Source organism: Burkholderia sp. RF4-BP95 (genome assembly GCF_001521985.1).
GTDB classification, from domain to species: domain Bacteria; phylum Pseudomonadota; class Gammaproteobacteria; order Burkholderiales; family Burkholderiaceae; genus Burkholderia; species Burkholderia diffusa.
The window spans coordinates 180601-205436 of record NZ_LOSX01000056.1 but is presented as its reverse complement, the minus strand read 5'-3'; the positions used below and the strand labels follow the sequence as shown (position 1 = coordinate 205436).

The following is a 24836-nucleotide window of genomic DNA, read 5'->3' as shown; positions in this document are numbered from 1 at the left end:
ACCCCGCAGGCCGGAGCGTGCGGGGTTTCGCGACGGGCGGCTGGCAGGGCCAGCCCCGGCGAAGCGTGCTTAGTTCTGCGCGCCTGCGTCGTTCGTGCCGGCGGCCGAAGCGGCTGCGGCCTTCGCCTTGCCCTTGGCCGAGCCGTGCCGCTTCAGTTGGTGCTTCGGCTTGCTGTGATCCTTCTTGGCCGGTGCCGATGCCGCGGCCGACGTGTCGGCTGCCGGCGCCGACGCCTGTGCGAATGCCGAAACCGATGCGAGAGCGAATGCTGCGGTCATGATCGAAGCGAGCGTCTTCTTCATTGTTCTTCCTTTAGCGGAGAAAAAGTCAAACGTACCGGTAAGAGATGCGAGGCATCCGCATCGGAACATCAGTCGCGCCGGGCTGCCGGTCGCCGCCGGGCGGGTCGGCGCCTGCCTTTCCGCCTCGACGAATTCTGATGCACTGGCTCCATAACGCGTCGCCCGCGCGACGAGTTGACATGCGGCTTGCATCCTTCGGGTTTCCCCGTAGGCGCCGGTTTCGGGCCCGCGCGACGCGCCGCGGCACGTGCATCAATCGTCCGACAAACCGCCTCTCGCGCCCGCCGCCGCGACGCTATACTGGCCTCCTTCCGTCCCAACCGGACGCGGCCGGTCGCGAGACCGCCGCCGTCGCGAGGCGCCCAAATTGCCCGATCACAATCTGGACAAACTGAAAATCGACCGGCGTCCTGTCGCGACCGCGCCACGCCGGCGCCGGTGGGTCCGCTATGCGGTCGCCGCCGCGCTCGTCATCGTCGCGATCGTCGTCGCGCTGGCGCTCACCGGCCGCCCGACGGTCGACACGACCGCCGTCACATCCGCCTACCCGTACCAGAACGACACCCAGCTCAACGCGACCGGCTACGTCGTGCCGCAGCGCAAGGCCGCGGTCGCGTCGAAGGGCCAGGGGCGCGTCGAATGGCTCGGCGTGCTCGAAGGCACGCGCGTGAAGAAGGACGAGATCATCGCGCGGCTCGAAAGCCGCGACGTGCAGGCGTCGCTGGCGCAGGCCCGCGCGCAGGCGCAAGTCTCCCGCGCCAATCTCGGCGTCGCTCAGGCGGAGCTGAAGGACGCGCAGATCGCGCTGCGCCGCACCGCCGCGCTCGCGCCGAAGGGCGCGGTGCCGGCCGCGCAGCTCGACATCGACACGGCCCGCGTGAACAAGGCGCGCGCGTCGGTCAACAGCGACGAGGCCGCGATCGCGTCCGCCGAAGCCAATGCGCAGGCCGCGCAGGTCGCGGTCGATCAGACCGTGATCCGCGCGCCGTTCGACGGTATCGTGCTGGCAAAACACGCGAACGTCGGCGACAACATCACGCCGTTCTCGTCCGCGTCGGACAGCAAGGGCGCGGTCGTGACGATCGCCGACATGGACACGCTCGAGGTCGAGGCCGACGTCGCCGAATCGAACATCGCGAAGATCCGCGCGGAGCAGCCGTGCGAGATCCAGCTCGACGCGCTACCCGACATGCGCTTCGCGGGCCGCGTGTCGCGCATCGTGCCGACCGTCGACCGCTCGAAGGCGACGGTGCTCGTGAAGGTGCGTTTCGTCGACCGCGACGAGCGCGTGCTGCCCGACATGAGCGCGAAGATCGCGTTCCTGTCGAAGCCCGCGTCGCCGCAGGACCGGCAGCCGGTGACGGCCGTGCAGGCGAGCGCGGTGGTCGAGCGCGACGGCCGGCCGGTCGTGTTCGTCGTGAAGGACGACACCGTGCATGCGGCGGCGGTGACCAAGGGCGCGCGGATCGGCGAACTCGTCGCGATCCGCGGCGTGAAGCCCGGCGACACGGTCGTGCTCGCGCCGGGCGCGAAGCTGAAGGACGGCGCGAAAGTGACCGTCGCCAAGAAGTAGCGTGGCGCGCGTGAACGACGCCGCGCCGCCGCTCGTCGAGATCAGCCACGTCGCGAAGTCGTACCGGCGCGGCAACCAGATCGTGCCGGTGCTGACGGATATCACGCTCGACATCGGCGAAGGCGACTTCGTCGCGCTGATGGGGCCGTCGGGTTCCGGCAAGAGCACGCTGCTCAATCTCGTCGCCGGCATCGACCGGCCCGACAGCGGCGAGCTGCGCGTGGGCGGCCTCGACATCTCGCGGCTCGAGGAAGCGCAACTGGCCGAATGGCGCGCGGCGAACGTCGGCTTCATCTTCCAGTTCTACAACCTGATGCCCGTGCTCACCGCGTTCGAGAATGTCGAGCTGCCGCTGATGCTCACGCACCTGTCGCGCCGCGAACGGCGCGAGCGCGTCGAGCTGGTGCTCGACATGGTGCACCTCGGCGACCGGGCGACCCATTATCCGTCCGAGCTGTCGGGCGGCCAGCAGCAGCGCGTCGCGATCGCGCGCGCGTTGATCACCGATCCCGTGCTGATCGTCGCCGACGAGCCGACCGGCGACCTCGACCGCGCATCGGCCAGCGACGTGCTCGCGATGCTGCAGCGGATGAACGCCGAGCTCGGCAAGACGATCATCATGGTGACCCACGACGCGCACGCGGCCGCCGCCGCGCGCTCGCTCGTGCATCTCGAAAAAGGGGAGCTGATCGATGGGCACGCCGTCTGACGGACGGGAGCGCGCACGATGTACGTGCTGAAGCTGATCGCGCGCAATGCGCTGCGGCACCGGCTGCGCACGCTGCTGACCGTGCTCGGGCTGACCATCGCGGTGCTGGCGTTCGGACTGCTGCACACCGTCGTCGACGCGTGGTACGCGGGCGCGGCTGCCGCGTCCAGCGGCCGGCTCGTCACGCGCAATGCGATCTCGCTCGTGTTTCCGCTGCCGGTCAGCTACGAGAACCGGATCCGCGGCGTCGACGGCGTGACCGCCGTGGTCCGCTCGAACTGGTTCGGCGGCATCTACCGCGACCCGAAGAACTTCTTCGCGAGCTTCGCGGTGTCGGAAAACTACCTCGACCTGTATCCGGAATTCATCCTCCCCGCGCAGCAGCGCGCCGACTACGACCGCGACCGCCGCGGCTGCCTCGTCGGGCGCCAGCTCGCGACGCAGTTCGGCTTCAAGGTCGGCGACGTGATTCCGCTGAAAGGCACGATCTATCCGGGCACGTGGGACTTCGTCGTGCGCGGCATTCTCGACGGCCGCGACGACTCGACGATCACGCGCCAGCTGGTGTTTCACTGGGACTACCTGAACGAGACGGTGCGCAAGCGCACGCCGAAGCAGGCCGACCAGGTCGGCGTGTTCGTGCTCGGCGTCGCGAACCCGGACGACGGCGCCGCGATCGCGCGCAACGTCGACGCAGTGTTCAAGAACTCGCTCGCCGAAACGCTGACCGAGACCGAACAGGCGTTCCAGCTCGGCTTCGTCGCGATGTCGAACCAGATCATCGCGGCGATCCGCGTCGTGTCGTACGTGGTGATCCTGATCATCATGGCCGTGATGGCGAACGCGATGGCGATGAGCGCGCGCGAACGCACCGCCGAATACGCGACGCTGAAGGCGCTCGGCTTCGGCCCCGGCTTCCTCGCGTTGATCGTGTTCGGCGAATCGGTCGTGATCGCGGTGGTCGGCGGCGGGCTCGCGATGCTCGCGACACCGCCGGCCGCGAGCCTCTTCAAGCAGGCCGCGGGCGGCATCTTCCCGGTATTCAAGGTGTCGGCCGAAACGATGGTGCTGCAGGCTGCGTGCTCGGTCGCGGTCGGCCTCGCGGCCGCGCTCGTGCCGGCGTGGCAGGCGGCGCGCGTGCGCGTGGTCGAAGGCCTGCGGGCGATCGGATGAGCGCATGGCGATTCCGCTGACCTACATCGCGCGCAACCTGTGGACCCGCCGGCTCACCACCGCGCTCACCGCGGGCGGGATGGCGCTCGTGATCTTCGTGTTCGCGACGGTGCAGATGCTCGACGCGGGGCTCACGCAGACGCTCGTGTCGACCGGCGAACCGGACAACGTCGTGGTGATCCGCAAGGGCGCGGAAACCGAGATCCAGAGCGCGATCGACCACCAGCAGGCCAACGCGCTCGAGATGCATCCGGCCGTGGCGCTCGGCCCCGATGGCCGGCCGCGGGTGTCGAAGGAAGCCGTCGTGCTGATCTCGCTCGTGAAGACGTCGAGCGGCAAACCGTCGAACGTCGTGATCCGCGGCGTGTCGCCGGCCGGCCTCGCGCTGCGCCCGCGCGTGAAGCTCGTGGCCGGCCGCGCGTTCGCGCCGGGCTCGTCGGAGATCGTCGTCGGCAGCGCGATCGCCAAAGGCTTCAGCGGCACGCAGCTCGGCGACAGCCTGCATTTCGCGCAGCGCGACTGGACCGTCGTCGGCATCTTCGACGCGGGCGGCAGCGGCTTCGATTCGGAGATCTGGGGCGACGTCGACCAGCTGATGCAGTCGTTCCGGCGCACCAGCTATTCGTCGATGGTGCTGCGCATCCCGAGCGCCGACGGCTTCGCGCGCTTCAAGGCCGACATCGACGTCGACCCGCGTCTGACGGATGAAGCGAAACGCGAGCAGACGTTTTACGGCGACCAGTCGAAGGCGCTGTCGACCTTCATCAACATCCTCGGCATCACGCTGTCGACGATCTTCTCGATCGCCGCGATGATCGGCGCGATGATCACGATGTATGCGTCGGTCGCGAACCGCACCGCCGAGATCGGCACGCTGCGCGCGCTCGGCTTCAAGCGCATGAACGTGCTCGCCGCGTTCCTGCTGGAGGCGCTGCTGCTCGGCTTCGTCGGCGGCGTCGCGGGGCTCGCGTGCGCATCGCTGATGGAGTTCGCGTCGTTCTCGACGACCAACTTCCAGACCTTCTCCGACCTGTCGTTCCGCTTCGTGCTGACGCCCGCGATCGTCGTGAAGACACTGCTGTTCTCGCTGGTGATGGGGCTCGTGGGCGGGTTCCTGCCGGCGATGCGCGCCGCGCGGCTGAACATCGTCGACGCGTTGCGCGCGCAGTGACGCGCGCGGCCGCTCACGCCCGCCGCTCGCGCGGCACCCACGCGCCGTGGAACCCGGCCGGCACGCGGCGCGGCAGGTGCACCGTCGCGACCGGCGCCGCGTCGATCGCACGCGCATCGAGGATCACGACGTCGCTCGTATCCGTCGCCGCGCGGTAGACCACCACCAGCAGCCAGCCGTCGTCCTCGTCGGCGCCGCCCGGGCGCGGCACGAACACCGGCTCGCCGTTCTGGTCGCCGGCCGGCACCGCGTAACGCGTCGTCGTGCCGCGCACGTGGTCGAAGCGCATCACGCCGCGCATTTCGGTGTTGTTCGGCTGCTCGGCCGCATACAGATAACGGTAGCGGCGCCCCGTGCGGCTTTCGTTGATGCGCGGCAGCTCGATACCGCCGTCGGCGAGCGGCCCCTCGTCGATCAGCCCGTTCGCCGTATCGATCACGTAACGCCACAGCTCGCCGACCGGGTTGTCGGCGAAGCGGCCCGTGCGCGCGTCGAGCCGCAGGAACCACGGATAGCGCACCGCATCGAGCACGATGCACGACGCATCGCAGTCGTACGCGTTCACGACGTGTTGGATGAAGCACGGCTCGATGCCGAACCAGCGCACGTCGCCGCCGTGGCGCGGCATCACGCCGATCCGCGCGTCGCGGTCGTCGTGCCAGCGCAGCGGCATCCGGTGCCCCTGCTTCAGCATCGCGAAGTCGTAGCCGACGTTCAGGTCGAGCAGCAGGCTGCGGGTTTCGGTGATCGCGAGGTCGTGCATCATCGACGGCGCTCGCACGTCGACGGCGAGGTCGACGCGCTGCACGCCCTGCGCGTCGGCAACGCCATAGCGCAGCCACGGCGCGCGCCAGTCCGCGCGAAACAGGATCAGTTCGCCCGTCACCGGATCGACCTTCGGATGCGCGGTCATCGCGCCGCCGAACGCCGCGTGCCGCGCAGGCGCACCGAGCGTGTCGAGCTCGGCCGTGATCGCGAGCGGCGCGCCGCCTTCCGCCAGCGCGAGCAATTCGCCGGCGTGCTGCAGCACGTTCACGTTCGGATTCGTGTCGGGCAGGTGCGGCGCCTGCTCCGGCGCGTGCACGTCGGCCCAGCGGCGCGTGCGCGCCCAGCGGTTCCGGTAGCCGGCCGCGCGACCGCGTTCGAATGCGATCGCGTGCAGCATCGCCGCTTCCGGCCACCACGACAGCACGTCGTTGCCCTCGAAACGGCCGCCCGGCGGATTCGGGCCGTTGCGCAGCAGCGTGCCGTCGAGTTCGGGCGGGATCGTGCCGGTCACGCGCAGGTCGACGAGGTCGACTTCATCGGCGACCGGCGCGATCGCGCCGCGGTTCAGATCGAACGTCGTCATCGCGTCGTGTGCTCCGTCAGCAGTCTTCGGTCGACGGCGGCAGATCGCCGCGCGCCAGCGCGAGCGCATGGCCGCGCACGTCGTCGGGCCAGCCGGCGATCAGCTCGGCCATCCGCGCGAGGTCGTTCGCATACAGCGCACGCGCGGCCTCCTCGAATCCGGGCAGGTCGCCCGCGATCGCGGACATGAAGTGGTACGCGCGCGCCTGCGCGTCGCGGCGCCGGTCGGCCGCCGCGTGCGTGCGCCGCGCGTCCTCGACCAGCTTGCGCAGCGCGACGGACGCGCCGCCCGGCTGCGCGGCGAGCCAGTCCCAGTGACGCGGCAGCAACGTGACCTCGCGCGAGACGACACCGAGCTTCGGACGGCCACGGCCGCGTTGTTCGGCCGCGCCGGCCGGCTCGCCGGCGGGCGCGGGCGCCTCGCCCGGCGCGGGCGCGTAACGCGCGCGAATATCGTCCGCCGTGCCGCGCAGGTCGAGGTCGATCGAGCGGCCGGTCGCGTCGTCGAAGATCACGATCGTGCCGGACATCGCGTCGCCGGCCGCCTGCCGGACCGCCACCGCCACCGTCGCGAGCGGGCCCGACGCGACGCGCCGGTGGCCGTCGAACGCCGTGTAGGAAGGGAGAAGTGTGGAGAGCGTCATCGTGGTCGCCCGTGGGCAGAAATCGGAATGATGCTATTTTTATCCGGGTATAAATTGAATGTCAATATCACCCGGGTAAAATTTGTCGACGCCGTGCGCGCGTCGAGTGAGCGCGCTGTCCCGTCTTCAGGGCGTCGCGGCCGACATCGCGGTCACGCGCGCGCTGGCGAGCGCATCGTCGAGCGACACATGCCCCTCGAACGCCGACGACGCCGGTAGTGGCCGGTTTTCCTCGATCGCGTGAGCGAACTGCACGCCGGCGTCATCGGCAAGCCGTGCGCGCAGCGCGGCGACACGCGGAAACGCGTCCTGCTCGAACACGGCGTGATAGTCCGCCCAGCGGGCGATTCCCGCGAAATACGCGTCGGCCAGCGTGCGTTGCGCGCCGAGCAGCCACGGACCGTCACGGCGCTCGAGCAGTGCCTCGAGGTGACGGTGTGCCTTCAGCACCTTGCCGCGACCATATGCCTGCAGCACGGTTTTCTCGGCGCCTTCGGCGCCGTGTTCGTACACGTACCAGAGCGCGCCGAACGCGCTGAAGAACGTCGTGTTCAACCACGCAAGCATGCGGTTCAGACGGTCGAAATCCGCGCTGCCCTGGCGGAACGCGAGGCCGCTGTCGAGTGCCTGTGCGCCGACATGGCCGAGGATCGCGACGCTTTCGGTCAGCACGTCGCCGTTCGCGGTCACGAACGCCGGCGTCTCGGCGGCGGGGTTCAGCGCGAGGAAGGCGTCGCTCGTCACGAGGCCCGGCATCGTGATGCGCGACAGCCGGTAAGGCCGGCCAGCCCATTCGAGCGCGACGATCGAGCCGAACGAGCAGCCGGCGGGAATGCCGTAGAGAAGGATCGGAGACATGGGGATTTCGCAGAAGTTGATCGAGCAATCATGCTCCCATGACGAACGATCGCGCAGTAGCCGCTAGAATCGAAACCCGTCGTTTCTCCTGGTGGACGCTGACAGTGAATCTCAACGATCTCTACCTCTTCGTACAGGCGGTCGACGCGGGCAGCATGTCGGCGGCCGCACGTCGGCTCGACCTGCCGAAATCGACGGTCAGCAAGCGTGTGGCCGAGCTCGAGCGCACGCTCGGCGCGCGGCTCGTGCATCGCACGTCGCGCAGCTTCCGGCTGACGCCGGTCGGCGCCGAATTCTTCGAGCATGCGCGCGCGGCGGTGATCGAGGCCGAAAGCGCGCGCGACGCCGTGCTGCGGCAGGCGGCCGAACCGGCCGGCGTCGTGCGGATCACGAGTTCGGTGCCGGTGGCGCAGCACATCCTCGCGCCGTGCCTGCCGGCACTGGCGATCGCGCACCCGAAGCTGCTGCTGCAGATTCATGCGAGCGACCGGCTCGTCGACATCGCGCAGGAAGGCTTCGACATCGCGGTCCGCAGCCATTTCGCACCGCTCCCCGATTCCGCACTCGTGCAACGGCCGCTGGCCACGTCGCCGATCGTCGCCGTTGCGTCGCCGGCATATCTCGCGCGTGCCGGCACGCCGGACGCGCCGGCCGACCTCGCCCGGCACGACGGGCTTCATCCCGGTCCTCAGCCATGGCGGTTGCAGCGCGCCGGCGACACCGTCGACGTCGCGCCGCGCATCCGGATGCAGGCGGACGAGTCGACGCTGCTGCTGCAGGCCGCGACGGCCGGCCTCGGGGTCGCATGCCTGCCCGACTGGATCGCGGGCGCCGCGCTCGCGTCGGGCGCGCTCGTGCGCGTGCTGCCCGGCTGGCGGGCCGGCACCGTCACGACCACACTGCTGATGCCGCACCGGCGCGGCCAGTTGCCCGGCGTGCGCGCCGCGGTCGAGTTTCTCGCGAAACACGTCGCGGCCCACCACGGCGCCGCCCCGGACGACGCGCACGCGTGAACGGACCTTCCGGCGAAGCGCGCCCACAATTCGCGTCCGTCTCCAATCGATCCAATTCCTGAATCGATCAAGTCAGCAATTGGCATGAAAGCGCGATTTTCGCCATGCCAGAATGACCCGGACGCCCGCCTCCGGGCATCGGCGTCCGGCCTCCGGCCGGCAAGATGACCACGAAAAAACGCGCGCACCGACGCGCAGCCGCTCGACGGCACCTTCCGCCCTTCGGAGGAGACAGTCATGAATCCGCTTCACGCATTGCCGGCGTCCGCGTCGGCAACGGCCCGGCGCACGCGCGTGCGCTGGCTCGTGCTGACCGTGCTGTTCGCGGTCACGACGATCAACTACGCGGATCGCGCGGCGATCGCGATCGCGGGCCCGGCGCTGGCCCGCGCGATGCATCTGAGCCATGTGCAGATGGGCTTCATCTTCTCGGCGTTCGGCTGGTCGTACGTGATCGCGCAACTGCCGGGCGGCTGGCTGCTCGACCGCTTCGGGTCGCGCATCGTCTATGCGTTCAGCATCTTCTTCTGGTCGCTGTTCACGCTGCTTCAGGGCGGCATCGGCTTCGTCGGCGGCGCGGCCGCGTTCGCGCTGCTGTTCGGATTGCGCTTCCTGGTCGGCGCGGCCGAGGCGCCGTCGTTCCCGGCCAACAGCCGGATCGTGTCCACGTGGTTTCCGGCCGCGGAGCGCGGCACCGCGTCGGCGATCTTCAACGCCGCTCAGTACGCGGCGACCGTCGTGTTCGCGCCGCTGATGGGCTGGCTCGTGCACGCGTACGGCTGGCAGTCGGTCTTCGCGGTGATGGGCGTGCTCGGCTTCGCGTTCGTGCTGGTCTGGAACCGCACGATGTACGACCCGAAGGCGCACCCGCGCATCAACGGCGCGGAGCTCGACTACCTCACCGAAGGCGGCGCGCTCGTCAACATCGACCAGGCGACCGGCGCGCGCGACGGCGGCCCGTCGATGCGTCACGTGAAGGCGCTGCTGAGGAACCGGATGCTCGTCGGCGTGTACGTCGCGCAGTATTGCATCAACGCCCTCACCTACTTCTTCATCACGTGGTTTCCCGTCTATCTCGTGCAGGCGCGCGGGATGTCGATCCTCAACGCGGGGCTCGTCGCGTCGATCCCGGCCGTGTGCGGGTTCCTCGGCGGGATTCTCGGCGGCATCGTGTCCGACGCGCTGCTCAAGCAGGGCCAGTCGCTGTCGGTCGCGCGCAAGGTGCCGATCGTGATCGGCATGCTGCTGTCGATGTCGATGATCGTCTGCAACTACACCGATTCGCACGTGCTCGTCGTGCTGTTCATGGCGCTGTCGTTCTTCGGCAAGGGGCTCGGCGCGCTCGGCTGGGCCGTCAACGCCGATACCGCGCCGCGCCAGATCGCCGGCCTGAGCGGCGCGCTGCTCAACACGTGCGGCAATCTTTCCAGCATCACGACGCCGATCGCGATCGGCTACATCGTCGACCGCAGCGGCTCGTTCAACGGCGCGCTGGTGTACGTCGTCGCGCACGCGCTCGTCGCCGTGATCTGCTACCTGTTCGTCGTCGGCGAAATTCGTCGCGTCGAGCTGAACTGAACGGCGCGGGCCGCGCCGGCGCGTCCGGCGGCCCGCGCATGACCGGAACCAGGAGCGAACCGATGTCCGAATCCCGCCGTGCCTGCACCCCGCGCGTCACGCGCATGCAGGTGATCCCCGTCGCCGGCCGCGACAGCATGCTGCTGAACCTGTGCGGCGCGCACGCGCCGTATTTCACGCGCAACCTCGTGATCCTCGACGACAGCAGCGGCCACACGGGCGTCGGCGAAGTGCCCGGCGGCGAAGGCATCCGCCAGGCGCTCGAACGGATGACCGATCTCGTGGTCGGCCAGTCGATCGGGCGTTACCAGGCGACGCTCAATGCGGTGCGCGCGGCGTTGTCCGGCACCGGCGCGGCGGCAGGACGCACGATCCGGCACGAGGTGACGTCGGCCGGCGAGGCCGCCGTGCTGCGCCAGCCGCACGAGATCAACCTGCGGTTCGACAACGTGATCACCGCGATCGAGGCCGCGCTGCTGGACCTGCTCGGCCAGCATCTCGACGTGCCCGTCGCGGCGCTGCTCGGCGAAGGCCAGCAGCGCGACGCGGTGCCGATGCTCGCGTACCTGTTCTACATCGGCGAACGGCGCCGCACCGACCTGCCGTATCGCGACGAGACGCACGCGGCCGACCCGTGGTTCCGGCTGCGCAACGAAGCCGCGCTCACGCCGGCTGCGATCGCCCAGCAGGCCGAGGCCGCCGTCGAGCGCTACGGCTTCGTCGATTTCAAGCTGAAGGGCGGCGTGATGGCCGGCGCGGACGAGATGGAAGCGATCGCGGCGATCAAGGCGCGCTTTCCCGACGCGCGCGCGACGCTCGACCCGAACGGCGCGTGGTCGCTCGACGAAGCCGTCGCGCTATGCCGCGGGCAAGGTCATCTGCTCGCATATGCGGAGGACCCGTGCGGGCCGGAAGCCGGCTACTCGGGCCGCGAGGTGATGGCCGAATTCCGCCGCGCGACCGGCATCCCGACCGCGACCAACATGATCGCGACGGACTGGCGGCAGATGGATCACGCGGTGCGGCTGCAGGCGGTCGACATTCCGCTCGCCGATCCGCACTTCTGGACGATGCAGGGTTCGGTGCGGCTCGCGCAGCTGTGCCGCGACTGGGGGCTCACGTGGGGTTCGCACTCGAACAACCACTTCGACGTGTCGCTGGCGATGTTCACGCACGCGGCCGCGGCGGCGCCGGGCACGATCACCGCGATCGACACGCACTGGATCTGGCAGGAAGGCGACGCGCGGCTCACGCGCGAGCCGCTCGAGATCGTCGGCGGCCAGGTGGCCGTGCCCGAGCGCCCTGGGCTCGGGATCGAACTCGACATGGCGCAGGTCGAGGCGGCTCATGCGCTGTACGGGCAAATCGGCGGCACGGCGCGCGACGATGCGATGGCGATGCGGTATCTGGTGCCGGGGTGGACGTACGATCCGAAGCGGCCGAGTTTCGGGCGCGGATGACGGCGGCGGAGCGGACACACGAAAAACAAAAAGGGCTCGGTCTGGCGACCGAGCCCTTCGGATTCCGTTGGTGGAGCGGAGGAGGATCGAACTCCCGACCTTCGCATTGCGAATAAGATCCATTGTCTAAGCAGATTTCGCCTGCCTACTGACTGTTGGACAGTAACTCTCGCTCGATACGGATAGTACGCGACGAAGCATCGGAATGAGCAATCTGCCCGACTGTTGCGGTTTTGGGCGTTTCGTCGGCTTCAGCCGATTTTTTAGTACGAGGCTTTCTGGTTTTGGTCGCAGCCGGCAATTGTGCTTCCGGAACGTGACCATATGCGGGAAGTGGATACGATTCATCGACATTCAGCAGATGTCCCGCCGACTCCGCTGCCATTGATACGTACATCAAAATAAATGTGATGATTGCACTGACAAGAATCAATATTCCCGTGACTACCGAATTGAAAATTTTTAATTGAGGTAGCGCGAAAGTTGTAATGAAGTAGAAGATAATTGAAGATAATAAAAGAGTCTGAAAGGTCCGCTTGAATGTATATTTTCGCCATGCAGCAGGACGATTGTCTTTATAGTTGGATTCGATTGGATTGAATTTAACGAATCGCCCGGCCCGCCCGATTGTGCGAAACATTTCAATAGCATTATCCCTTTCAAATACAAATCGAATCTCATCACCACTCAAATTGATTCCAAATGCATCTTTGACCGCAAGCTGGAGGGCACCAGATGGAATTGCGCGCCAGTCCCTTTTTTTCTTCATCAAATCAAATAGGCGCTTCGTGCGCCCCTGCGAGAAGCGTTGGTTCCCGTCGCGCCATTTCAAGTAACCCATAATAGGGACACCGACCGCAGCACCCCACACAAGGATGCTGTGGCCTTTTTCCAAAAAATTCATAATCAAATCAAGATTCATGTTTACTCCATGAATAGAATTATCTTCGTTGCATTTCGATTTGACCGAGGTGATTCCGGCCCCTCTCCGATTATGGCGCGGCTGCCATAGGACAACTAGGCCCCCTACAACTGATACAAGCAACACGTGCTGGCGCACAAGAGGCGCACCTCCCAGCGGGTTACGCTGCTGCCATCGAACGGGTTGAATCAATCGAAGACACTGACTCGGCTAGAGTCGCGAGAGAAGGCGGCATATACCAGGACAAAGTCGCACCGCGAGGATAATCGTTCGCTATGCTGCCTGTGACAACGCACCTATTCCATCCGATACACATGAGCGCAACTGCACGGACCATTCTCAAAGGCATTCTGAGCGTCCCCATCGCCTTTGGGCTCGCCTATCCCCTTATCTATCCCTCGGAAGACGGAGGCGTTCTCGGCGAAATGGAGATGCTTGGGCCAATCGGTGGCATCGTCGTCGTCGCGGTTTTCCTGGCGCTGGTCTATGCCTACGCGAGCGACCTCAGGAGCACCCTGAAATCGGTCAACCGAGGATCGCGTGCGGCCGAACCCAACAGCGTCTGGCTCATGTTCCTCTTGCCATACAACTTCATCGAGGACTTCTTCATTATTTCCAACGTCGCGAAGTCTCTGGAAGCGGAGTCTCGTATCAACCCGGCTCTGTCGGGTTTGCGTTCGTTCGGCCGGATCAGCGGCATCGGCTGGTGTCTTGCCCAGGTTCTTTCGTTGATACCCAATACCATTGGCTCCATCGCGGGCGGCGTTGCGGTTTTCCTCTGGGTTTGGCACTGGGTGTTCGTGCGCCGGGCGAACAGAATGCTCGCCGGCAGCCAGGTCTCCGTGACTACAACTCCTTGATGTAGATGATGTTTTCGTCATGCTGCTGCTTTGCTGCCTTGAACGATTGCACGTTCTTTCGAAACGCGTAGAACGGAAGGAAGAGGCGTTTTGCGATCTCAACTCCGGCTGATTTTGCGGTTTGCTTCATGTCCATCACTTGTCCTCCCGGGGGTTGGAAGTTCGCTTGTTGAGCCATGCGGTGAGGGGGTCTTCATAATCGAATACGTCCCTCCACCTACACCGAGCGCCTCTAACGGCGTTGAGACGCTCATGCGTGCTCAAGGCGATGACCAGGCAGACCGTCGCCGAAGCTAGCCAAATCCAGTTGAAGGGGTGAATGAGAACTACGGCCGTCAGGCACGCAGCGAATGCGATCAATCCAGGCGAAAACCTCGTGCTCGTACCAACACAGCCTGCGGCTGTGCTGCATTTTGAACGGAGCAGGGATTAGGTGCCGATATTGCGCCTTCGAAACAAAGGTGCGAATGGTGGCGGGAGTTTTGCCGATCAGGTCGGCAAGCTGTTCGATGAATATGACGCGCGGGGAGCGTCACCAATCGCGCCCCAGGTAATCTTCGTCAGTTCGTGCACTGGGAATATCGACGCTAGGCGAGAAGTCGCCTCGTGGCGAAGATCGTGGAACCGGAGATCCTCCAGATAGGATTTGCTGGGCACTTTCCCAGCATCTTTGCATTCGGTTACGTAGATAGACCGCGCGCGTTCTACAGCACGTTCGAACGCGCGTGTTACCGCATCACTACGAATTGGAAAGACCCTGTCGTCGTCGCTGCGCGTCTTGGCAGCTTTTCGTTGCTCCTTGAGCACTTCGACGGCACGTGTCGACAAGGGAACGTCTCTGGAACTTCCGTTCTTGGTTTCCGGGAGGTGTGCGACCCGTCGGCGTAGGTCAACGTGCTCCCACTGGAGATCGACGATTTCCCCGCGTCGCATAGCCGTTTCAACGGCGAGCCAAATAATGGCGGGCAGCAAGTCCGAACCACTTGCCGCCACGACACGCTCCAACTCCCCGGCTTCCGTTTGACGTGCAGACTCCGTGTAGGTATCGGCAACAGCGATCCGGCGGGTGCGCGCATTGTTAGCCAGTGGCTTGCGCACGAGCTCGAGGGGATTGAGCAAACTTTCCATGCCCCATTCCTTCCGGGCGATGCTGAAGACATCGGAGAGGAGCGCGAGGCGCCGCACCACGCTGGCAGGCTTCAGTGGAGGATTGGTCTGTTTCAACCAATCGTCCCTCAGTTTGGCAATGTCCGCGCTTCGCACCGAAGCCATTGGTCTGGACGCGATGACCGTGCTCTTCCACATGCGCAGCAGAGACGCCTCCTGCACATAGCCCTTCTTGGAGGCGGCGATTTCGCGATCGTATCGATCGAGCGCTTCCGCGAGCTTGGTCGATTCCGCTTCGGCGCGGCTGACGAAGACGCCGCGATCGATCTCCGACTCGATCAGCCGAGCCCAGGCCTCTGCTTCAGCTCGCGTGTTGAACGTCTCGATCTGTACCGGGTAGCCCTTGCGGCGAACGCGGGCCTGCCACTGAAGATCGCCTCGACGGGTGATAGACGCCATTCACTGCTGCTCAAGTGTTGCGTCCAAGGCTTTGATAGCCCGAGTGGCGCAAAATTGGCGCAATAAATCGAATCTACCAAAGAAAAAGGGCCTAGCCATCGGCTAAGCCCTTGATTCCGTTGGTGGAGCGGAGGAGGATCGAACTCCCGACCTTCGCATTGCGAACGCGACGCTCTCCCAGCTGAGCTACCGCCCCAACAGTCGACCATCATACACACGCATTTCCACGCTTGGCAATAGGGGATCCGTCACCCCCGGCGCGTTACTTTGACGGCGCGCCCGCCAGCACCCATTCGACCACGGAGCGCAGATCCGCGTCGCTCATGCGCGGATGCGCCGGCATCGGAATCGCGCCCCAGACGCCGGAGCCGCCGTCCTTCACCTTCTTCGACAACTTCGCGACGGCCTGCGGATCGGACTTGTAGCGGGCGGCGATGTCCTTGAACGACGGACCGACGAGCTTGCGGTCCACCGCGTGGCAGCCCATGCATGCGTTGCCGCGCGCGACCTTGAGGCCGTCGCCGACGTCCGCCTGCGCCGTGCCGAGCACACCGGCCGCGAGCGCCGCGGCTGCGGCGCCCTGCACCATCCATTGCCTGGACTTCATCGGCGTCGACTTCATTGCGGCGTTGCCTTCGGATTGCCCGGGTGCACGCTCGACGAATTCGAGATCGGCGCCGGCGGTTGCAGCGGCGTGGACTGGACCGACGCATCGGGCACCGCACCGACCGTCGCGGCATCCGCGGGCGCGGCGGCGGGTTGCGCACCGGACGCCCCGCTCGGCGACGCGGCCTGCAACGCCTGCGCGTCCTGCGGCTGGATGTACTGGAACACCTTCACGACCTTCTCGACGCCCGGCACCTGGCTGGCCGCATCGGCGCCGCGATTGCCTTCGTCGACCGTCACGAGCCCCATCAGATAGACGTTGCCGCGCTCGCTGACGACCTTGTAGTAGTTCGCCGACAGCCCCTTGGTGGCGATCAGCTCGGACTTCACGCGTCCTTCGAGGTACGAGTCGTTCGCGCGCGACGACAGCGACGACGACGGCTCGACCGACAGCTCGTTGACGATGCCGTTCACGTTGTTGATGCCGCGCACGATTTCCTCGGCGCGCTGCTTCGACGCGTTGTTCGGCACTTCGCCCGTCAGCAGCACGCGACGGTTGAACACCGTCACGTTCACGTGCGACTGGTCCGGCAGCCCGTTGTTGATCTGCGAGAGCGACTTGACCTGGATCTCGCGATCCTCGGTCTGCGCGCCGAGCGTGCGGCGATCGGTCGCGATCAGCGCGCCGCCGCCGGCCGCCGCCCCAAGCACGCCGAGCACGCAGCCCTGCAGCGACATCGCGAGGCCCGCCGTCAGCGCGGCGAGCAACGTGGTTCTGACGAGCGTCTGTTTGACGCGGCTTTGATTCATCGACGGCTCTCCTTCGTTCAATCCTCACCCAGCAGCATCGCGTCGATGCCGTCGCACAGGCAGTGGATGGTCAGCAGATGGACTTCGTGGACGCGCGCCGCACGCGAGGCGGGCACGCTGATCGGAATATCGGTGTCGGACAGCGCGGCGGCCACGGCATGGCCGTCGCCGCCCGTCAGCGCGACGACGGTCATCTCGCGCTCGTGCGCCTCGTCGATCGCGGCCAGCACGCGCGGCGACGCGCCGCTCGCGTCGAGCACCAGCAGGATGTCGCCGGTCTGCCCGAGCACGCGCACCTGCTGCGCGAACAGCTGATCGGCGGCGGCTGCCCCCGTGAGGCCGCCCTGCGACGCGTCGGTGGCCAGCGCGATCGCGGGCAGGCCCGGACGCTCGCGCTCGAAGCCGCCGACGAGCGACACGGCGAGGTAATGCGCTGCGGCGGCCGACGGGCCATCCCCGCATGCGACGATCTTGTTGCCGTTCGCCAGCGCGGCGAACATCGCGTCGACCGCGGCTGCGATCGGCAGCGACAGCGCATCGGCCGCTTCGGCATGAAGCGCGGCGCTGTCGCGGAAATGTTGCTGAATACGTTCGACTGACATCGATTCCTGGTGAACTGGGCGCGCATGGCACGCAGCGCGCAACGTCATGGGTGCGGCGAGTTTACCGCACTCCGGCACCCTCTCCGGCGGTATGACAAGAACTCTTTACATCTCGTCACAGCTCGCGGCTATGCATCGTCGGCACGAAATGCATCGCGCAGCCACTCGAGCCGACCGGCCTCGAACGCGACGACGTCGAAGCGGCATGCGGCACCCGCGCCGTGCCGCGCCCAGAAATGGAGCGCGGCCGCGACCAGACGCCGCCGCTTGCGCAAGCCGACGCTCGCCGCCGCGCCGCCATGCCGGGCGCTGCGCCGCGCGCGCACCTCGACGAACACGAGCGTGCCGTCGGGCGTGCGCATCACGAGGTCGAGCTCGCCGCCGCGCATCGTCACGTTCGCCGCGACGAACGCGAGACCGCGGCGCTCCAGGAACTGCCGCGCGCGCTGCTCGAACGTCGCGCCGATCGATCTGGATCGCATCGTGCCGGAAAAGTTGCCGCCGCCGGTCGGCAAACCGCGCTCGTTGCCCGGCGCGGCCGGCGCCGCGTGGCACAATGCCGTCCTTGTTCCGCTTGCGCCGCGATTGCGCGCATTGCCTGCCATGACTGCCCTCCTCGAACTTGCGCAAACGCAGCACTACCCGGACGCCGCGCTCTACGTGGTCGCGACGCCGATCGGCAACACCGCCGACATCACGCTGCGCGCGCTGCACGTGCTCGGCCTCGCCGACCGCATCGCGGCCGAAGACACCCGCAACACGGGCCAGCTGCTGGCCCGCTACGGCATCTCGAAACCGCTCGTCGCCGTGCACGAGCACAACGAGCGCGAAGCCGCGCTGCGCGTGATCGAGCTGCTGCGCGCCGGCGAACGCGTCGCGTACGTGTCGGACGCCGGCACGCCCGGCATTTCGGACCCCGGCGCCCGGCTCGTCGACGCCGTGCGCGCGGCCGGCTTCCCGGTGATTCCGCTGCCGGGCCCGAGCGCGGCCGTGACCGCGCTGAGCGTGGCTGGCGACTGGGCCGGCGCGTTCACGTTCGCGGGCTTCCTGCCGCCGAAGCCGAAGCAGCGTGCGAGCGCGCTGCAGGCGCTCGTGCGGCACCCGTACGCGCTGGTGTTCTACGAAGCGCCGCACCGGATCGCGGACACCGTCGCCGCCCTCGCCGACGCGTTCGGTCCGGCGCGCCGGCTGCTGATCGCACGCGAGCTCACCAAGCTACACGAGCAGCTGTTCCAGGGCACCCTGGCCGAAGGACAGAGCTGGCTCGCCGGCGATGCGAACCGCCAGCGCGGCGAGTTCGTCCTGGTCGTCGAAGGCGCGCCGGCCGACCTCGGCGAAGCCGACGACACCGCGCACGACGCGCTGCTGAAGCTGCTGCTGGAAGAAGTGCCGGTGAAGAGCGCGGCGAAGCTCGCGGCCGCGCTGACGGGCGCATCGCGCAACGCGCTGTATGCGCGCGCCCTGGCGCTGAAGGAAGGCTGACGCGCGAGCGCGGGTGGCATCCGCCGCCCGGCACGCGGAAACGAAAAAGGGCTGCCCGAGGGCAGCCCTTTTGCATGAGCGGACGAACCGCCGCGTTACTTCGACGACAGCGACGCGAACATTTCGTCGCGCGCCTCGCGCGCTTCCTGCGGCGACAGCCCTTCGATCTTCACACGGCCCGTGCCGGCATGCACGAGGCCGATCATCTTGGCGGCGGCGTACGACAGGTCGAGCACGCGGCCACGCTTGTACGGCCCGCGATCGTTGACCTTCACGACGACCCACTTGCCGCTCGACGGATTCGTCACCTTGATGTACGACGACAGCGGCAGCGTGCGGTGCGCGGCGGTCAGCGCGTTCATGTTGAAACGCTCGCCGTTCGCGGTGCGGCGGCCGTGGAAATCCCGGCCGTACCACGATGCCCGGCCCGTCTGGCGGAAGTCGGACACGTCCTTGCCGTCGATCGGCTCGGCGTCCGCCAGCGACGACTTCTTCGCGTCCTTGCTGTCGGCAGCCGGCATCGATGCCAGCGCGGAATCGAAATTCAGTTGCTGCTTGTCGTCATCCGCTTTCGCGGCAGCGGCCGTCTTGCTGACCGCGTTCTTCTGGTTGGCGCTGCTGGTGGTCTGGCTGGGTGGCACCGCACAGCCCGTCAGCGCAAAAAATAATGCAATGGTCCCGAATCGAGTCGGAAAACGAAAGTTCATCGACGTGTCGCCTTCTGGTTCGGGCCGCACCGATACAACGCTGCTCAACAACGCAGATACGCGGCCCGGACGGCAAATGCGTGCACGCCCCGCTCGGCTACGCGAGCAGGCGGCTAGCATGGGCGCGGCTTTCGTCTCTGCCGCAACCGTCCTGATTAGTTTTCACGTCTGGCGCAACCTGTCCCCGGCAGCCTGACCAGACCCCACATGCCGCCATCGAACATGGCTTCACGTTCGCGCGCGCTGCATACAGCCAACGCACAGGAACGGCGGCACAGGCCTCATCCGGCGGCGCGGCAGCAGGGCCGCAGAACGGGCGCGCAGCACCCGGCCGGACAAGACGTGAGCACCGAATGCTCGGTGCTGGATACACCGCCGGACTCCCCGGCGGTCGATGCTTGACGGTGATCCGACACCCCTTTTTTAACGGGGCCGAAACACCAGCGAATTGCGTGAAATTCACGCGCAATGGGCGGCATTATACATAAACCAAAACCCCGGCTCGAAAAGCGCCCCGTCCGGACCATTGATTCTCACTATGGCTGTAACAATCGGAATGCTCCGGGATTGCCCTGAGCAGCGCGTCCGACGCCGCGCCGCAAAGGCGGCGGGCAGCGCGCGCGACCGGTACAATCGCTCCTTTTAGCCGCCGGTGCCTCCATGAAAGTCACGCTCATTCCGGTCACGCCGTTCCAGCAGAACTGCTCGCTGCTCGTCTGCGAAAAGACCGGCCGCGCCGCCGTCGTCGATCCGGGCGGCGACATCGAACGGATCGAACAGGAGATCGCGCGGCAGAACGTGCAGGTCGAGAAGGTGCTGCTCACGCACGGCCACGTCGATCACTGCGCGGGCGCGAAGGCGCTCGCGACGCACTACGGCGTGCCGATCGTGGGACCGCAGGAAGACGAGCGCTTCTGGATCGAGCAACTGCCGATGCAGAGCCAGCGCTTCGGCTTCCCGGCCGCCGAGGCGTTCGAGCCGGACCAGTGGCTGAACGACGGCGACACCGTGCAGTTCGGCGACGAGACGCTCGAGGTCTATCACTGCCCGGGCCACACGCCCGGCCACGTCGTGTTCTTCAGCCGCGCGCATCGTGTCGCGATCGTCGGCGACGTGCTGTTCGCCGGCTCGATCGGCCGCACCGATTTCCCGCGCGGCAACCACGCGGACCTCGTGCGTTCGATCAAGGAGAAGCTGTGGCCGCTCGGCGACGACGTGACGTTCGTGCCGGGCCACGGCCCGGTGTCGACCTTCGGCGACGAGCGCCGCACGAATCCGTTCGTGTCCGACAAGGTGTTCGGATGAACCAGACCGCCATCCCCGAAATCTACGTCAGCACCGACGTCGAGGCCGACGGCCCGATTCCCGGCCCGCACTCGATGCTGAGCTTCGCGTCGGCCGCCTATACCGAGGACAAGCAACTGATCGCGACGTTCTCGGCGAACCTCGAGACGCTGCCCGGCGCGCAGGCCCATCCGGTGCAGGAAGCGTGGTGGAAGACGGAACCGGAAGCGTGGGCCGCGTGCCGGCGCGACCTGCAGGCGCCCGAGGCCGCGCTCGTCGCGTACGTCGAGTGGGTCGAGGCGCTGCCCGGCAAGCCGGTGTTCGTCGCGATGCCGGCCGGCTTCGATTTCACGTTCATGTTCTGGTACATGATGCGCTTCGCCGGACGCTGCCCGTTCTCGTGGTCGGCGCTCGACATCAAGACGCTCGCGTTCGCGATGACGGGCCTGCCGTACCGCAAGGCGATCAAGCCGCGCTTTCCGAAGCACTGGTTCGACGATCATCCGCACACGCACGTCGCGCTCGACGACGCGATCGAGCAAGGCGCGCTGTTCTGCAACATGCTCGCCGACCTGCGCCGCCAGCAGGCCGCGCTCGCGGGCCTCGCGGTGGGCGACACCGATCGGTCGGAGCAGGCGGGGGCGGGACAAAATCCCACGGATCCGCGTGCAAATTAGCGAATCTCGCTCAGCGACGCGCCGCCAGATTGCCTTTCCTTTCCCGGCCCTCTAACATTCAGCGTGTTGTAGCTGCCGCATGGAGGCGCAGGTGACGCTCGATTCCTTTTCGCAAAAAATCCTTCGCCTGTTGCAGCTCGACGCGCGCCGTTCCGTGCAGGAAATCTCCGACCAGGTCGGCCTGTCGAGCACGCCGTGCTGGCGCCGCATCAAGGACATGGAACAGTCCGGCGTGATCCAGCGCTACACCGCGCTGCTCGATCGCGAGAAGCTCGGCCTGCACGTGTGCGCGCTCGCGCACGTGCACCTGACCCGCCACAACGAAGGCGGCGTCGAGCAGTTCGAGCGCGAGATCGCGACCTGCCCGGAAGTCACCGAGTGCTACAGCACGACGGGCGAGGCCGATTACATCCTCAAGATCGTCGCCCCCGACATCAAGGCCTACGACGTCTTCCTGCACGAACGGATCTTCAAGATCCCGGCCGTGTCGCAGGTGCGCACGAGCGTCGTGCTGCGCGAAATCAAGTTCGACACGCAACTGCCGCTGTAACGCGCGGCCCGCGGTCGCCCGCGCCGCTCAGGCCTGCGCGGGCAGCCCGCGCGTGAAGCCGATCCGGCGCGCGCCGAACTGCCGCTTCAACGCGTCGACGTCGAGCCGGCTGGCCAGCGCCGCGTCGGTATCGCCCGCGCCGGCATCCAGCGTCACGTCGATCTCGAGCCCCGTACTCAAGTAGTGCAGATTGATCGCGGCCGGATGCAGCCCGCGTTGCGCGAGCGCGGCCTCGAGCCGCGCCGTGATCTCGGCACGCGGCGGCAGCGCGAGCGCCGGACGGCGCGCCGTGTCGTTCTCCGGGTCGACGTGGATCAGCGCGTCGAGCACGCGCGGGTCGCGCAGCACGCGCGCACGCGCGGTTTCCGCGATGTAATGGCCTTCTGAGACGGAGATCATCGGATCGACGAGGATGTGCGCGTCGACGAGCGCCGCATCGCCCATCTTGCGCGTGCGCAGGTCGTGCACGTCGCGCACACCCGGCGTCGCCTCGAGCAGCGCGCGGATCTCGGCCGTGTCGGCGGTGTCGAGTGCGCGATCCGACAGGTCCTGAAGCGCGTCGTAGCCGAACGTCCAGCCCATGCGCGCGACCATGAAACCGACGATCGCCGCGGCGATCGGGTCGAGCAGCCGCACGCCGGCGAGACTGCCGACGATGCCGATCGCGACGACGAGCGACGAAGCGGCATCCGAGCGCGCATGCCACGCGTTCGCGACGAGCATCGCCGAACGCACGCGCCGTGCCTCGCGCAGCATGTAGCGGAACAGCGCCTCTTTCGACACGAGCACGGTCAGCGCGACGATCAACGCGGAAAAATGGACGGCCGGGATGTTTTCGAGATTGACGAGGCGATCGCCGGCGCGCCAGAGCATGCCGATGCCGACCGCGATCAGGATCGCGCCGAGAAACAGCGACGCGACGGTCTCATAACGGCTGTGTCCGTAATTGTGATCGGCATCCGGCGATGCACCACTATGGCGATTCGCAACCAGCACGACAAAATCCGAGATCAAATCGGAAATCGAATGGATGCCATCGGCAATCAATGCCTGCGAATGCGCAACCACGCCGACGACGATCTGAAACGTCGCAAGCACCACATTCAGCACAATACTGACGAGGGTGCTCTTGCGCGCGACCGCGTGCTTATCTGCGCTTTGCGCGTCGTCGGAAAACGTGGACATGAAATACGAGATATCGGTTGGGATACGGAATTCTATCAAACGACGCGCTTGCGGCATTCCGTTAACATGAAATTTTCCATTCAAATCAACCGCTTATGCGAACGGGTTGCATTTTCATTCACGCCCGTTTCTGACATTTTCATGACAACGCGCATACATTCTGATTCCAAAATGCAAAAAACCGCGCTCCTGGCGGATGCGCGGCTCTTTTTGAGACGTCGACTTAAACGATCGTTTAAATCGCAAACTGTTCGCGGTTCTTGCCGGCGATCCAGCGCGGCGGCTTGCCGCGGCCCGACCACGTCGCGCCCGTTTCCGGATCGCGGTATTTGGCTGCCACGCCTGCGCGCGGGCGACCGACCTTGCCTGCCTTCGCGCGGCTGAGGCCGAGTTCGGCGAGCGAAAAGCCGTAGTCGGCAATTTTCTGCTTCACGTCATTCAGCACTTCGGCGTATTCGCGCGACTTCGCTTCTTCGATTTGCTTCTCCAGCTTCTCCCGCTGGGCCAGCAGGTCCTTGTAAGAAGACATAGTTTCCCTTTCTATATGACCAATGGCACCGGTCTGCAGCCGGCTCACCATTCATGGAATATTTGTGCCTCGGATTTTCGAAGGCAGAGATTAGCACAAAAAAGATTTGATAGAAGCGAGATTCATGAAAATCCCGAGATCAATTGTAATTTACGCATGTCATTTTGACCGGCTGCGGCCTTTTCTCAAGTTTTCACGCGCTTGCATAGAGATTAGGACATTACTCATCGGGTAATCGGCCTATCAATATACGCAATTACCCTGCATGCGGAAAAATCAAAGCTTTCATCCGACGACAAGTTCGGGAAAATCGTACGGCGCGAGGCGCTATTCAGACATCTCCGTATCCGCGGCGTCACGTCACATCCCGCGCGCAGGCAATCAACCGTTCGCGCAACGCACCGGCGTCGCCCGGCACCGAATCGAAGGGCGTGCGCACGCGGCGGCCGTCGCAGCGCCAGTCGGCGCCGTGGCGATCGACGCCGAGCAGGTCGAGCCCGTCGCGGCGCGCATCGCTCGAGTCGTACGCATCCCACAACGCCCGTTCGTCGTCGAACCCGAGCGGCGGCAGCGCATCGAGGCCGGCGCCGTCCACCCAGCCCATCCGGCCGAATCCGCCGATGTAGCGCAGCCGCTCGATGTCGAGCGCCCAGAACGTGAAGTCGCCGAGCGCGAGGTAGCGTCCGGCATCGGGCTCGTAGCGCGTGTAGCGCGCGGCGACATGCGGATCGTCGCCGAGCGGCACGAAGCGACCGAGCAGCGTCGCGCGCTCGGCGTTCAGCACGTCGCCGTCCGGCGCGTCGACGACGAGGAATCCCGCGCGCGGATCCGCGGTGAGGTTGCGCGTGTGTTCGGCAAGGCCGCTCACGAGAATCACCGGGCGATGACGTGCATCGGGCGCGAACGGCACGACCGTCGGATAAGGAAAGCCTTGCGGGTCGCGCGCGTGGGTCGCGAGCGTGCCGAGCGCGCAGCGGTGCAGCAGGTGCAGGGCAAGGGCGGGATCGATGTTCACGGTGACTCCTGCGGTCGAAAAGCCTGGGCGGCAACGGTGGCGATGACGCGCCGCACTGGAACGCTTCGGGCACGCCGCCTGCGCACCGATGTTACCCGCGGCGGCGTCCCGCCGGGCATCCGCCGAATGGCCAACGCGGCCCGCGCAAGCGGCGCGCGCCGAAGCGTGATCGGCCAAACGGCCAGCGCGCCGGCAAGACCGTAAGCGGT

27 protein-coding genes and 1 tRNA gene are annotated in these 24836 nt (G+C 66.5%); 12 read left to right on the top strand and 16 right to left on the bottom strand.

Annotated elements, in window-relative coordinates; genetic code table 11:
• Window positions 1-69: 69 nt before the first annotated feature.
• On the bottom strand, window positions 70-303 hold the full coding sequence (locus WS46_RS20525; RefSeq protein ID WP_040126461.1) for a hypothetical protein: 234 nt from the start codon (window positions 301-303) through the stop codon (window positions 70-72).
• A gap of 367 nt (window positions 304-670) precedes the next feature.
• Between WS46_RS20525 and WS46_RS20520 the strand changes: the two genes are divergently transcribed.
• The 4 genes from WS46_RS20520 to WS46_RS20505 are packed head-to-tail and all read left to right on the top strand — an operon-like array spanning window position 671 to window position 4929.
• Entirely contained in the window at window positions 671-1876 is a 1206-nt protein-coding gene (locus WS46_RS20520; protein ID WP_059691558.1) for an efflux RND transporter periplasmic adaptor subunit, read from the top strand.
• A 10-nt stretch (window positions 1877-1886) separates the two neighbouring features.
• Complete coding sequence (locus WS46_RS20515; protein WP_059691580.1) at window positions 1887-2585, top strand: ABC transporter ATP-binding protein; 699 nt, start codon at window positions 1887-1889, stop codon at window positions 2583-2585.
• A gap of 18 nt (window positions 2586-2603) precedes the next feature.
• Window positions 2604-3758 carry an ABC transporter permease gene (locus WS46_RS20510; RefSeq protein WP_059533413.1) on the top strand — a complete coding sequence of 385 codons (1155 nt, stop codon included), beginning with the start codon at window positions 2604-2606 and terminating at the stop codon, window positions 3756-3758.
• Window positions 3759-3762: 4 nt separating this feature from the next.
• The gene (locus WS46_RS20505; RefSeq protein WP_059533414.1) at window positions 3763-4929 is read left to right on the top strand and encodes an ABC transporter permease; all 1167 of its coding nucleotides are present in this window, start codon (window positions 3763-3765) and stop codon (window positions 4927-4929) included.
• Between the two features lie 13 nt (window positions 4930-4942).
• Here the strand turns inward: WS46_RS20505 and WS46_RS20500 are convergent, their stop codons facing one another.
• The 3 genes from WS46_RS20500 to WS46_RS20490 all read right to left on the bottom strand — a co-directional run bounded on the left by WS46_RS20500 (window position 4943) and on the right by WS46_RS20490 (window position 7781).
• Window positions 4943-6280, bottom strand: coding sequence for a carotenoid oxygenase family protein (locus WS46_RS20500; RefSeq protein ID WP_059691579.1), 1338 nt, complete (start codon window positions 6278-6280; stop codon window positions 4943-4945).
• Window positions 6281-6296: 16 nt separating this feature from the next.
• Entirely contained in the window at window positions 6297-6923 is a 627-nt protein-coding gene (locus WS46_RS20495; protein WP_059691557.1) for a DUF2239 family protein, read from the bottom strand.
• 126 nt (window positions 6924-7049) lie between these two features.
• Window positions 7050-7781, bottom strand: a complete 732-nt coding sequence (locus tag WS46_RS20490; RefSeq protein ID WP_059691556.1) for a glutathione S-transferase family protein — start codon at window positions 7779-7781, stop codon at window positions 7050-7052.
• A 38-nt stretch (window positions 7782-7819) separates the two neighbouring features.
• On the opposite strand from WS46_RS20490, the gene WS46_RS20485 reads away from it, so the two are divergent.
• The 3 genes from WS46_RS20485 (at window position 7820) to WS46_RS20475 (ending at window position 11832) form a co-directional block, all read left to right on the top strand.
• On the top strand, window positions 7820-8794 hold the full coding sequence (locus tag WS46_RS20485) for a LysR substrate-binding domain-containing protein (protein ID WP_059691555.1): 975 nt from the start codon (window positions 7820-7822) through the stop codon (window positions 8792-8794).
• A 237-nt stretch (window positions 8795-9031) separates the two neighbouring features.
• Entirely contained in the window at window positions 9032-10372 is a 1341-nt protein-coding gene (locus tag WS46_RS20480) for an MFS transporter (RefSeq protein ID WP_059691554.1), read from the top strand.
• Between the two features lie 62 nt (window positions 10373-10434).
• Window positions 10435-11832, top strand: coding sequence for an enolase C-terminal domain-like protein (locus WS46_RS20475; RefSeq protein WP_059691553.1), 1398 nt, complete (start codon window positions 10435-10437; stop codon window positions 11830-11832).
• Window positions 11833-11977: 145 nt separating this feature from the next.
• On the opposite strand, the gene WS46_RS35535 is transcribed toward WS46_RS20475, so the two are convergent.
• Window positions 11978-12754, bottom strand: coding sequence for a hypothetical protein (locus WS46_RS35535; protein ID WP_156443164.1), 777 nt, complete (start codon window positions 12752-12754; stop codon window positions 11978-11980).
• Window positions 12755-13068: 314 nt separating this feature from the next.
• On the opposite strand from WS46_RS35535, the gene WS46_RS20470 reads away from it, so the two are divergent.
• On the top strand, window positions 13069-13614 hold the full coding sequence (locus WS46_RS20470) for a hypothetical protein (RefSeq protein WP_257130020.1): 546 nt from the start codon (window positions 13069-13071) through the stop codon (window positions 13612-13614).
• Here WS46_RS20470 and WS46_RS20465 read toward each other — a convergent pair.
• The 7 genes from WS46_RS20465 to WS46_RS20435 form a co-directional block, all read right to left on the bottom strand.
• A complete protein-coding gene (locus tag WS46_RS20465; RefSeq protein ID WP_156443163.1) occupies window positions 13601-13750 on the bottom strand; it encodes a hypothetical protein in 150 nt (49 codons plus the stop codon). The two genes, WS46_RS20470 and WS46_RS20465, sit on opposite strands and share 14 nt — an antisense overlap.
• Before the next feature lie 353 nt (window positions 13751-14103).
• A complete protein-coding gene (locus WS46_RS20460) occupies window positions 14104-15180 on the bottom strand; it encodes a site-specific integrase (RefSeq protein WP_059691551.1) in 1077 nt (358 codons plus the stop codon).
• Window positions 15181-15300: 120 nt separating this feature from the next.
• Window positions 15301-15376 (bottom strand) — tRNA-Ala (locus tag WS46_RS20455).
• Between the two features lie 66 nt (window positions 15377-15442).
• Window positions 15443-15802: a c-type cytochrome gene (locus tag WS46_RS20450; protein ID WP_059691550.1), complete on the bottom strand. Its 360-nt coding sequence runs from the start codon at window positions 15800-15802 to the stop codon at window positions 15443-15445.
• Window positions 15799-16596 carry a BON domain-containing protein gene (locus tag WS46_RS20445; protein WP_059533438.1) on the bottom strand — a complete coding sequence of 266 codons (798 nt, stop codon included), beginning with the start codon at window positions 16594-16596 and terminating at the stop codon, window positions 15799-15801. Before WS46_RS20445 ends, WS46_RS20450 begins: the two co-directional genes overlap by 4 nt.
• A gap of 17 nt (window positions 16597-16613) precedes the next feature.
• Window positions 16614-17198, bottom strand: a complete 585-nt coding sequence (locus tag WS46_RS20440; protein WP_059691549.1) for an SIS domain-containing protein — start codon at window positions 17196-17198, stop codon at window positions 16614-16616.
• A gap of 128 nt (window positions 17199-17326) precedes the next feature.
• Complete coding sequence (locus WS46_RS20435; protein ID WP_179949174.1) at window positions 17327-17755, bottom strand: YraN family protein; 429 nt, start codon at window positions 17753-17755, stop codon at window positions 17327-17329.
• A 46-nt stretch (window positions 17756-17801) separates the two neighbouring features.
• On the opposite strand from WS46_RS20435, the gene rsmI reads away from it, so the two are divergent.
• A complete protein-coding gene (gene rsmI / locus WS46_RS20430; protein ID WP_059691547.1) occupies window positions 17802-18680 on the top strand; it encodes a 16S rRNA (cytidine(1402)-2'-O)-methyltransferase in 879 nt (292 codons plus the stop codon).
• Between the two features lie 95 nt (window positions 18681-18775).
• On the opposite strand, the gene WS46_RS20425 is transcribed toward rsmI, so the two are convergent.
• Window positions 18776-19387: a septal ring lytic transglycosylase RlpA family protein gene (locus tag WS46_RS20425; protein ID WP_059691546.1), complete on the bottom strand. Its 612-nt coding sequence runs from the start codon at window positions 19385-19387 to the stop codon at window positions 18776-18778.
• Window positions 19388-20047: 660 nt separating this feature from the next.
• Here WS46_RS20425 and WS46_RS20420 point away from each other — a divergent pair.
• The 3 genes from WS46_RS20420 to WS46_RS20410 all read left to right on the top strand — a co-directional run bounded on the left by WS46_RS20420 (window position 20048) and on the right by WS46_RS20410 (window position 21898).
• Window positions 20048-20692 (top strand): MBL fold metallo-hydrolase, encoded by a 645-nt coding sequence (locus tag WS46_RS20420; RefSeq protein WP_059533448.1) that lies wholly within the window; start codon window positions 20048-20050, stop codon window positions 20690-20692.
• Window positions 20689-21348: a hypothetical protein gene (locus WS46_RS20415; protein ID WP_059452651.1), complete on the top strand. Its 660-nt coding sequence runs from the start codon at window positions 20689-20691 to the stop codon at window positions 21346-21348. The genes WS46_RS20420 and WS46_RS20415 overlap by 4 nt, the downstream gene beginning before the upstream one ends.
• A 79-nt stretch (window positions 21349-21427) precedes the next feature.
• Window positions 21428-21898, top strand: coding sequence for an Lrp/AsnC family transcriptional regulator (locus tag WS46_RS20410; RefSeq protein ID WP_006477376.1), 471 nt, complete (start codon window positions 21428-21430; stop codon window positions 21896-21898).
• 27 nt (window positions 21899-21925) lie between these two features.
• On the opposite strand, the gene WS46_RS20405 is transcribed toward WS46_RS20410, so the two are convergent.
• The 3 genes from WS46_RS20405 to WS46_RS20395 all read right to left on the bottom strand — a co-directional run bounded on the left by WS46_RS20405 (window position 21926) and on the right by WS46_RS20395 (window position 24627).
• Window positions 21926-23083 (bottom strand): cation diffusion facilitator family transporter, encoded by a 1158-nt coding sequence (locus WS46_RS20405; protein WP_059691545.1) that lies wholly within the window; start codon window positions 23081-23083, stop codon window positions 21926-21928.
• 235 nt (window positions 23084-23318) lie between these two features.
• On the bottom strand, window positions 23319-23612 hold the full coding sequence (locus WS46_RS20400; RefSeq protein WP_006491875.1) for an H-NS family nucleoid-associated regulatory protein: 294 nt from the start codon (window positions 23610-23612) through the stop codon (window positions 23319-23321).
• A gap of 355 nt (window positions 23613-23967) precedes the next feature.
• Window positions 23968-24627 (bottom strand): HugZ family protein, encoded by a 660-nt coding sequence (locus WS46_RS20395; RefSeq protein WP_059691544.1) that lies wholly within the window; start codon window positions 24625-24627, stop codon window positions 23968-23970.
• Between the last annotated feature and the right edge of the window lie 209 nt (window positions 24628-24836).

What these genes read in the sequence shown, in the direction of transcription:
- WS46_RS20525 (WP_040126461.1), bottom strand. Translation starts at nt 303, where the DNA reads ATGAAGAAGACGCTCGCTTCGATCATGACCGCAGCATTCGCTCTCGCA.
- WS46_RS20425 (WP_059691546.1), bottom strand. Translation starts at nt 19,387, where the DNA reads ATGAACTTTCGTTTTCCGACTCGATTCGGGACCATTGCATTATTTTTT.
- rsmI (WP_059691547.1), top strand. Translation starts at nt 17,802, where the DNA reads ATGACTGCCCTCCTCGAACTTGCGCAAACGCAGCACTACCCGGACGCC.
- WS46_RS20410 (WP_006477376.1), top strand. Translation starts at nt 21,428, where the DNA reads ATGGAGGCGCAGGTGACGCTCGATTCCTTTTCGCAAAAAATCCTTCGC.
- WS46_RS20480 (WP_059691554.1), top strand. Translation starts at nt 9,032, where the DNA reads ATGAATCCGCTTCACGCATTGCCGGCGTCCGCGTCGGCAACGGCCCGG.
- WS46_RS35535 (WP_156443164.1), bottom strand. Translation starts at nt 12,754, where the DNA reads ATGAATCTTGATTTGATTATGAATTTTTTGGAAAAAGGCCACAGCATC.
- WS46_RS20485 (WP_059691555.1), top strand. Translation starts at nt 7,820, where the DNA reads ATGACGAACGATCGCGCAGTAGCCGCTAGAATCGAAACCCGTCGTTTC.
- WS46_RS20405 (WP_059691545.1), bottom strand. Translation starts at nt 23,083, where the DNA reads ATGTCCACGTTTTCCGACGACGCGCAAAGCGCAGATAAGCACGCGGTC.
- WS46_RS20445 (WP_059533438.1), bottom strand. Translation starts at nt 16,596, where the DNA reads ATGAATCAAAGCCGCGTCAAACAGACGCTCGTCAGAACCACGTTGCTC.
- WS46_RS20460 (WP_059691551.1), bottom strand. Translation starts at nt 15,180, where the DNA reads ATGGCGTCTATCACCCGTCGAGGCGATCTTCAGTGGCAGGCCCGCGTT.
- WS46_RS20505 (WP_059533414.1), top strand. Translation starts at nt 3,763, where the DNA reads ATGGCGATTCCGCTGACCTACATCGCGCGCAACCTGTGGACCCGCCGG.
- WS46_RS20415 (WP_059452651.1), top strand. Translation starts at nt 20,689, where the DNA reads ATGAACCAGACCGCCATCCCCGAAATCTACGTCAGCACCGACGTCGAG.
- WS46_RS20475 (WP_059691553.1), top strand. Translation starts at nt 10,435, where the DNA reads ATGTCCGAATCCCGCCGTGCCTGCACCCCGCGCGTCACGCGCATGCAG.
- WS46_RS20465 (WP_156443163.1), bottom strand. Translation starts at nt 13,750, where the DNA reads ATGGACATGAAGCAAACCGCAAAATCAGCCGGAGTTGAGATCGCAAAA.
- WS46_RS20440 (WP_059691549.1), bottom strand. Translation starts at nt 17,198, where the DNA reads ATGTCAGTCGAACGTATTCAGCAACATTTCCGCGACAGCGCCGCGCTT.
- WS46_RS20500 (WP_059691579.1), bottom strand. Translation starts at nt 6,280, where the DNA reads ATGACGACGTTCGATCTGAACCGCGGCGCGATCGCGCCGGTCGCCGAT.
- WS46_RS20450 (WP_059691550.1), bottom strand. Translation starts at nt 15,802, where the DNA reads ATGAAGTCGACGCCGATGAAGTCCAGGCAATGGATGGTGCAGGGCGCC.
- WS46_RS20490 (WP_059691556.1), bottom strand. Translation starts at nt 7,781, where the DNA reads ATGTCTCCGATCCTTCTCTACGGCATTCCCGCCGGCTGCTCGTTCGGC.
- WS46_RS20510 (WP_059533413.1), top strand. Translation starts at nt 2,604, where the DNA reads ATGTACGTGCTGAAGCTGATCGCGCGCAATGCGCTGCGGCACCGGCTG.
- WS46_RS20470 (WP_257130020.1), top strand. Translation starts at nt 13,069, where the DNA reads ATGAGCGCAACTGCACGGACCATTCTCAAAGGCATTCTGAGCGTCCCC.
- WS46_RS20400 (WP_006491875.1), bottom strand. Translation starts at nt 23,612, where the DNA reads ATGTCTTCTTACAAGGACCTGCTGGCCCAGCGGGAGAAGCTGGAGAAG.
- WS46_RS20420 (WP_059533448.1), top strand. Translation starts at nt 20,048, where the DNA reads ATGAAAGTCACGCTCATTCCGGTCACGCCGTTCCAGCAGAACTGCTCG.
- WS46_RS20495 (WP_059691557.1), bottom strand. Translation starts at nt 6,923, where the DNA reads ATGACGCTCTCCACACTTCTCCCTTCCTACACGGCGTTCGACGGCCAC.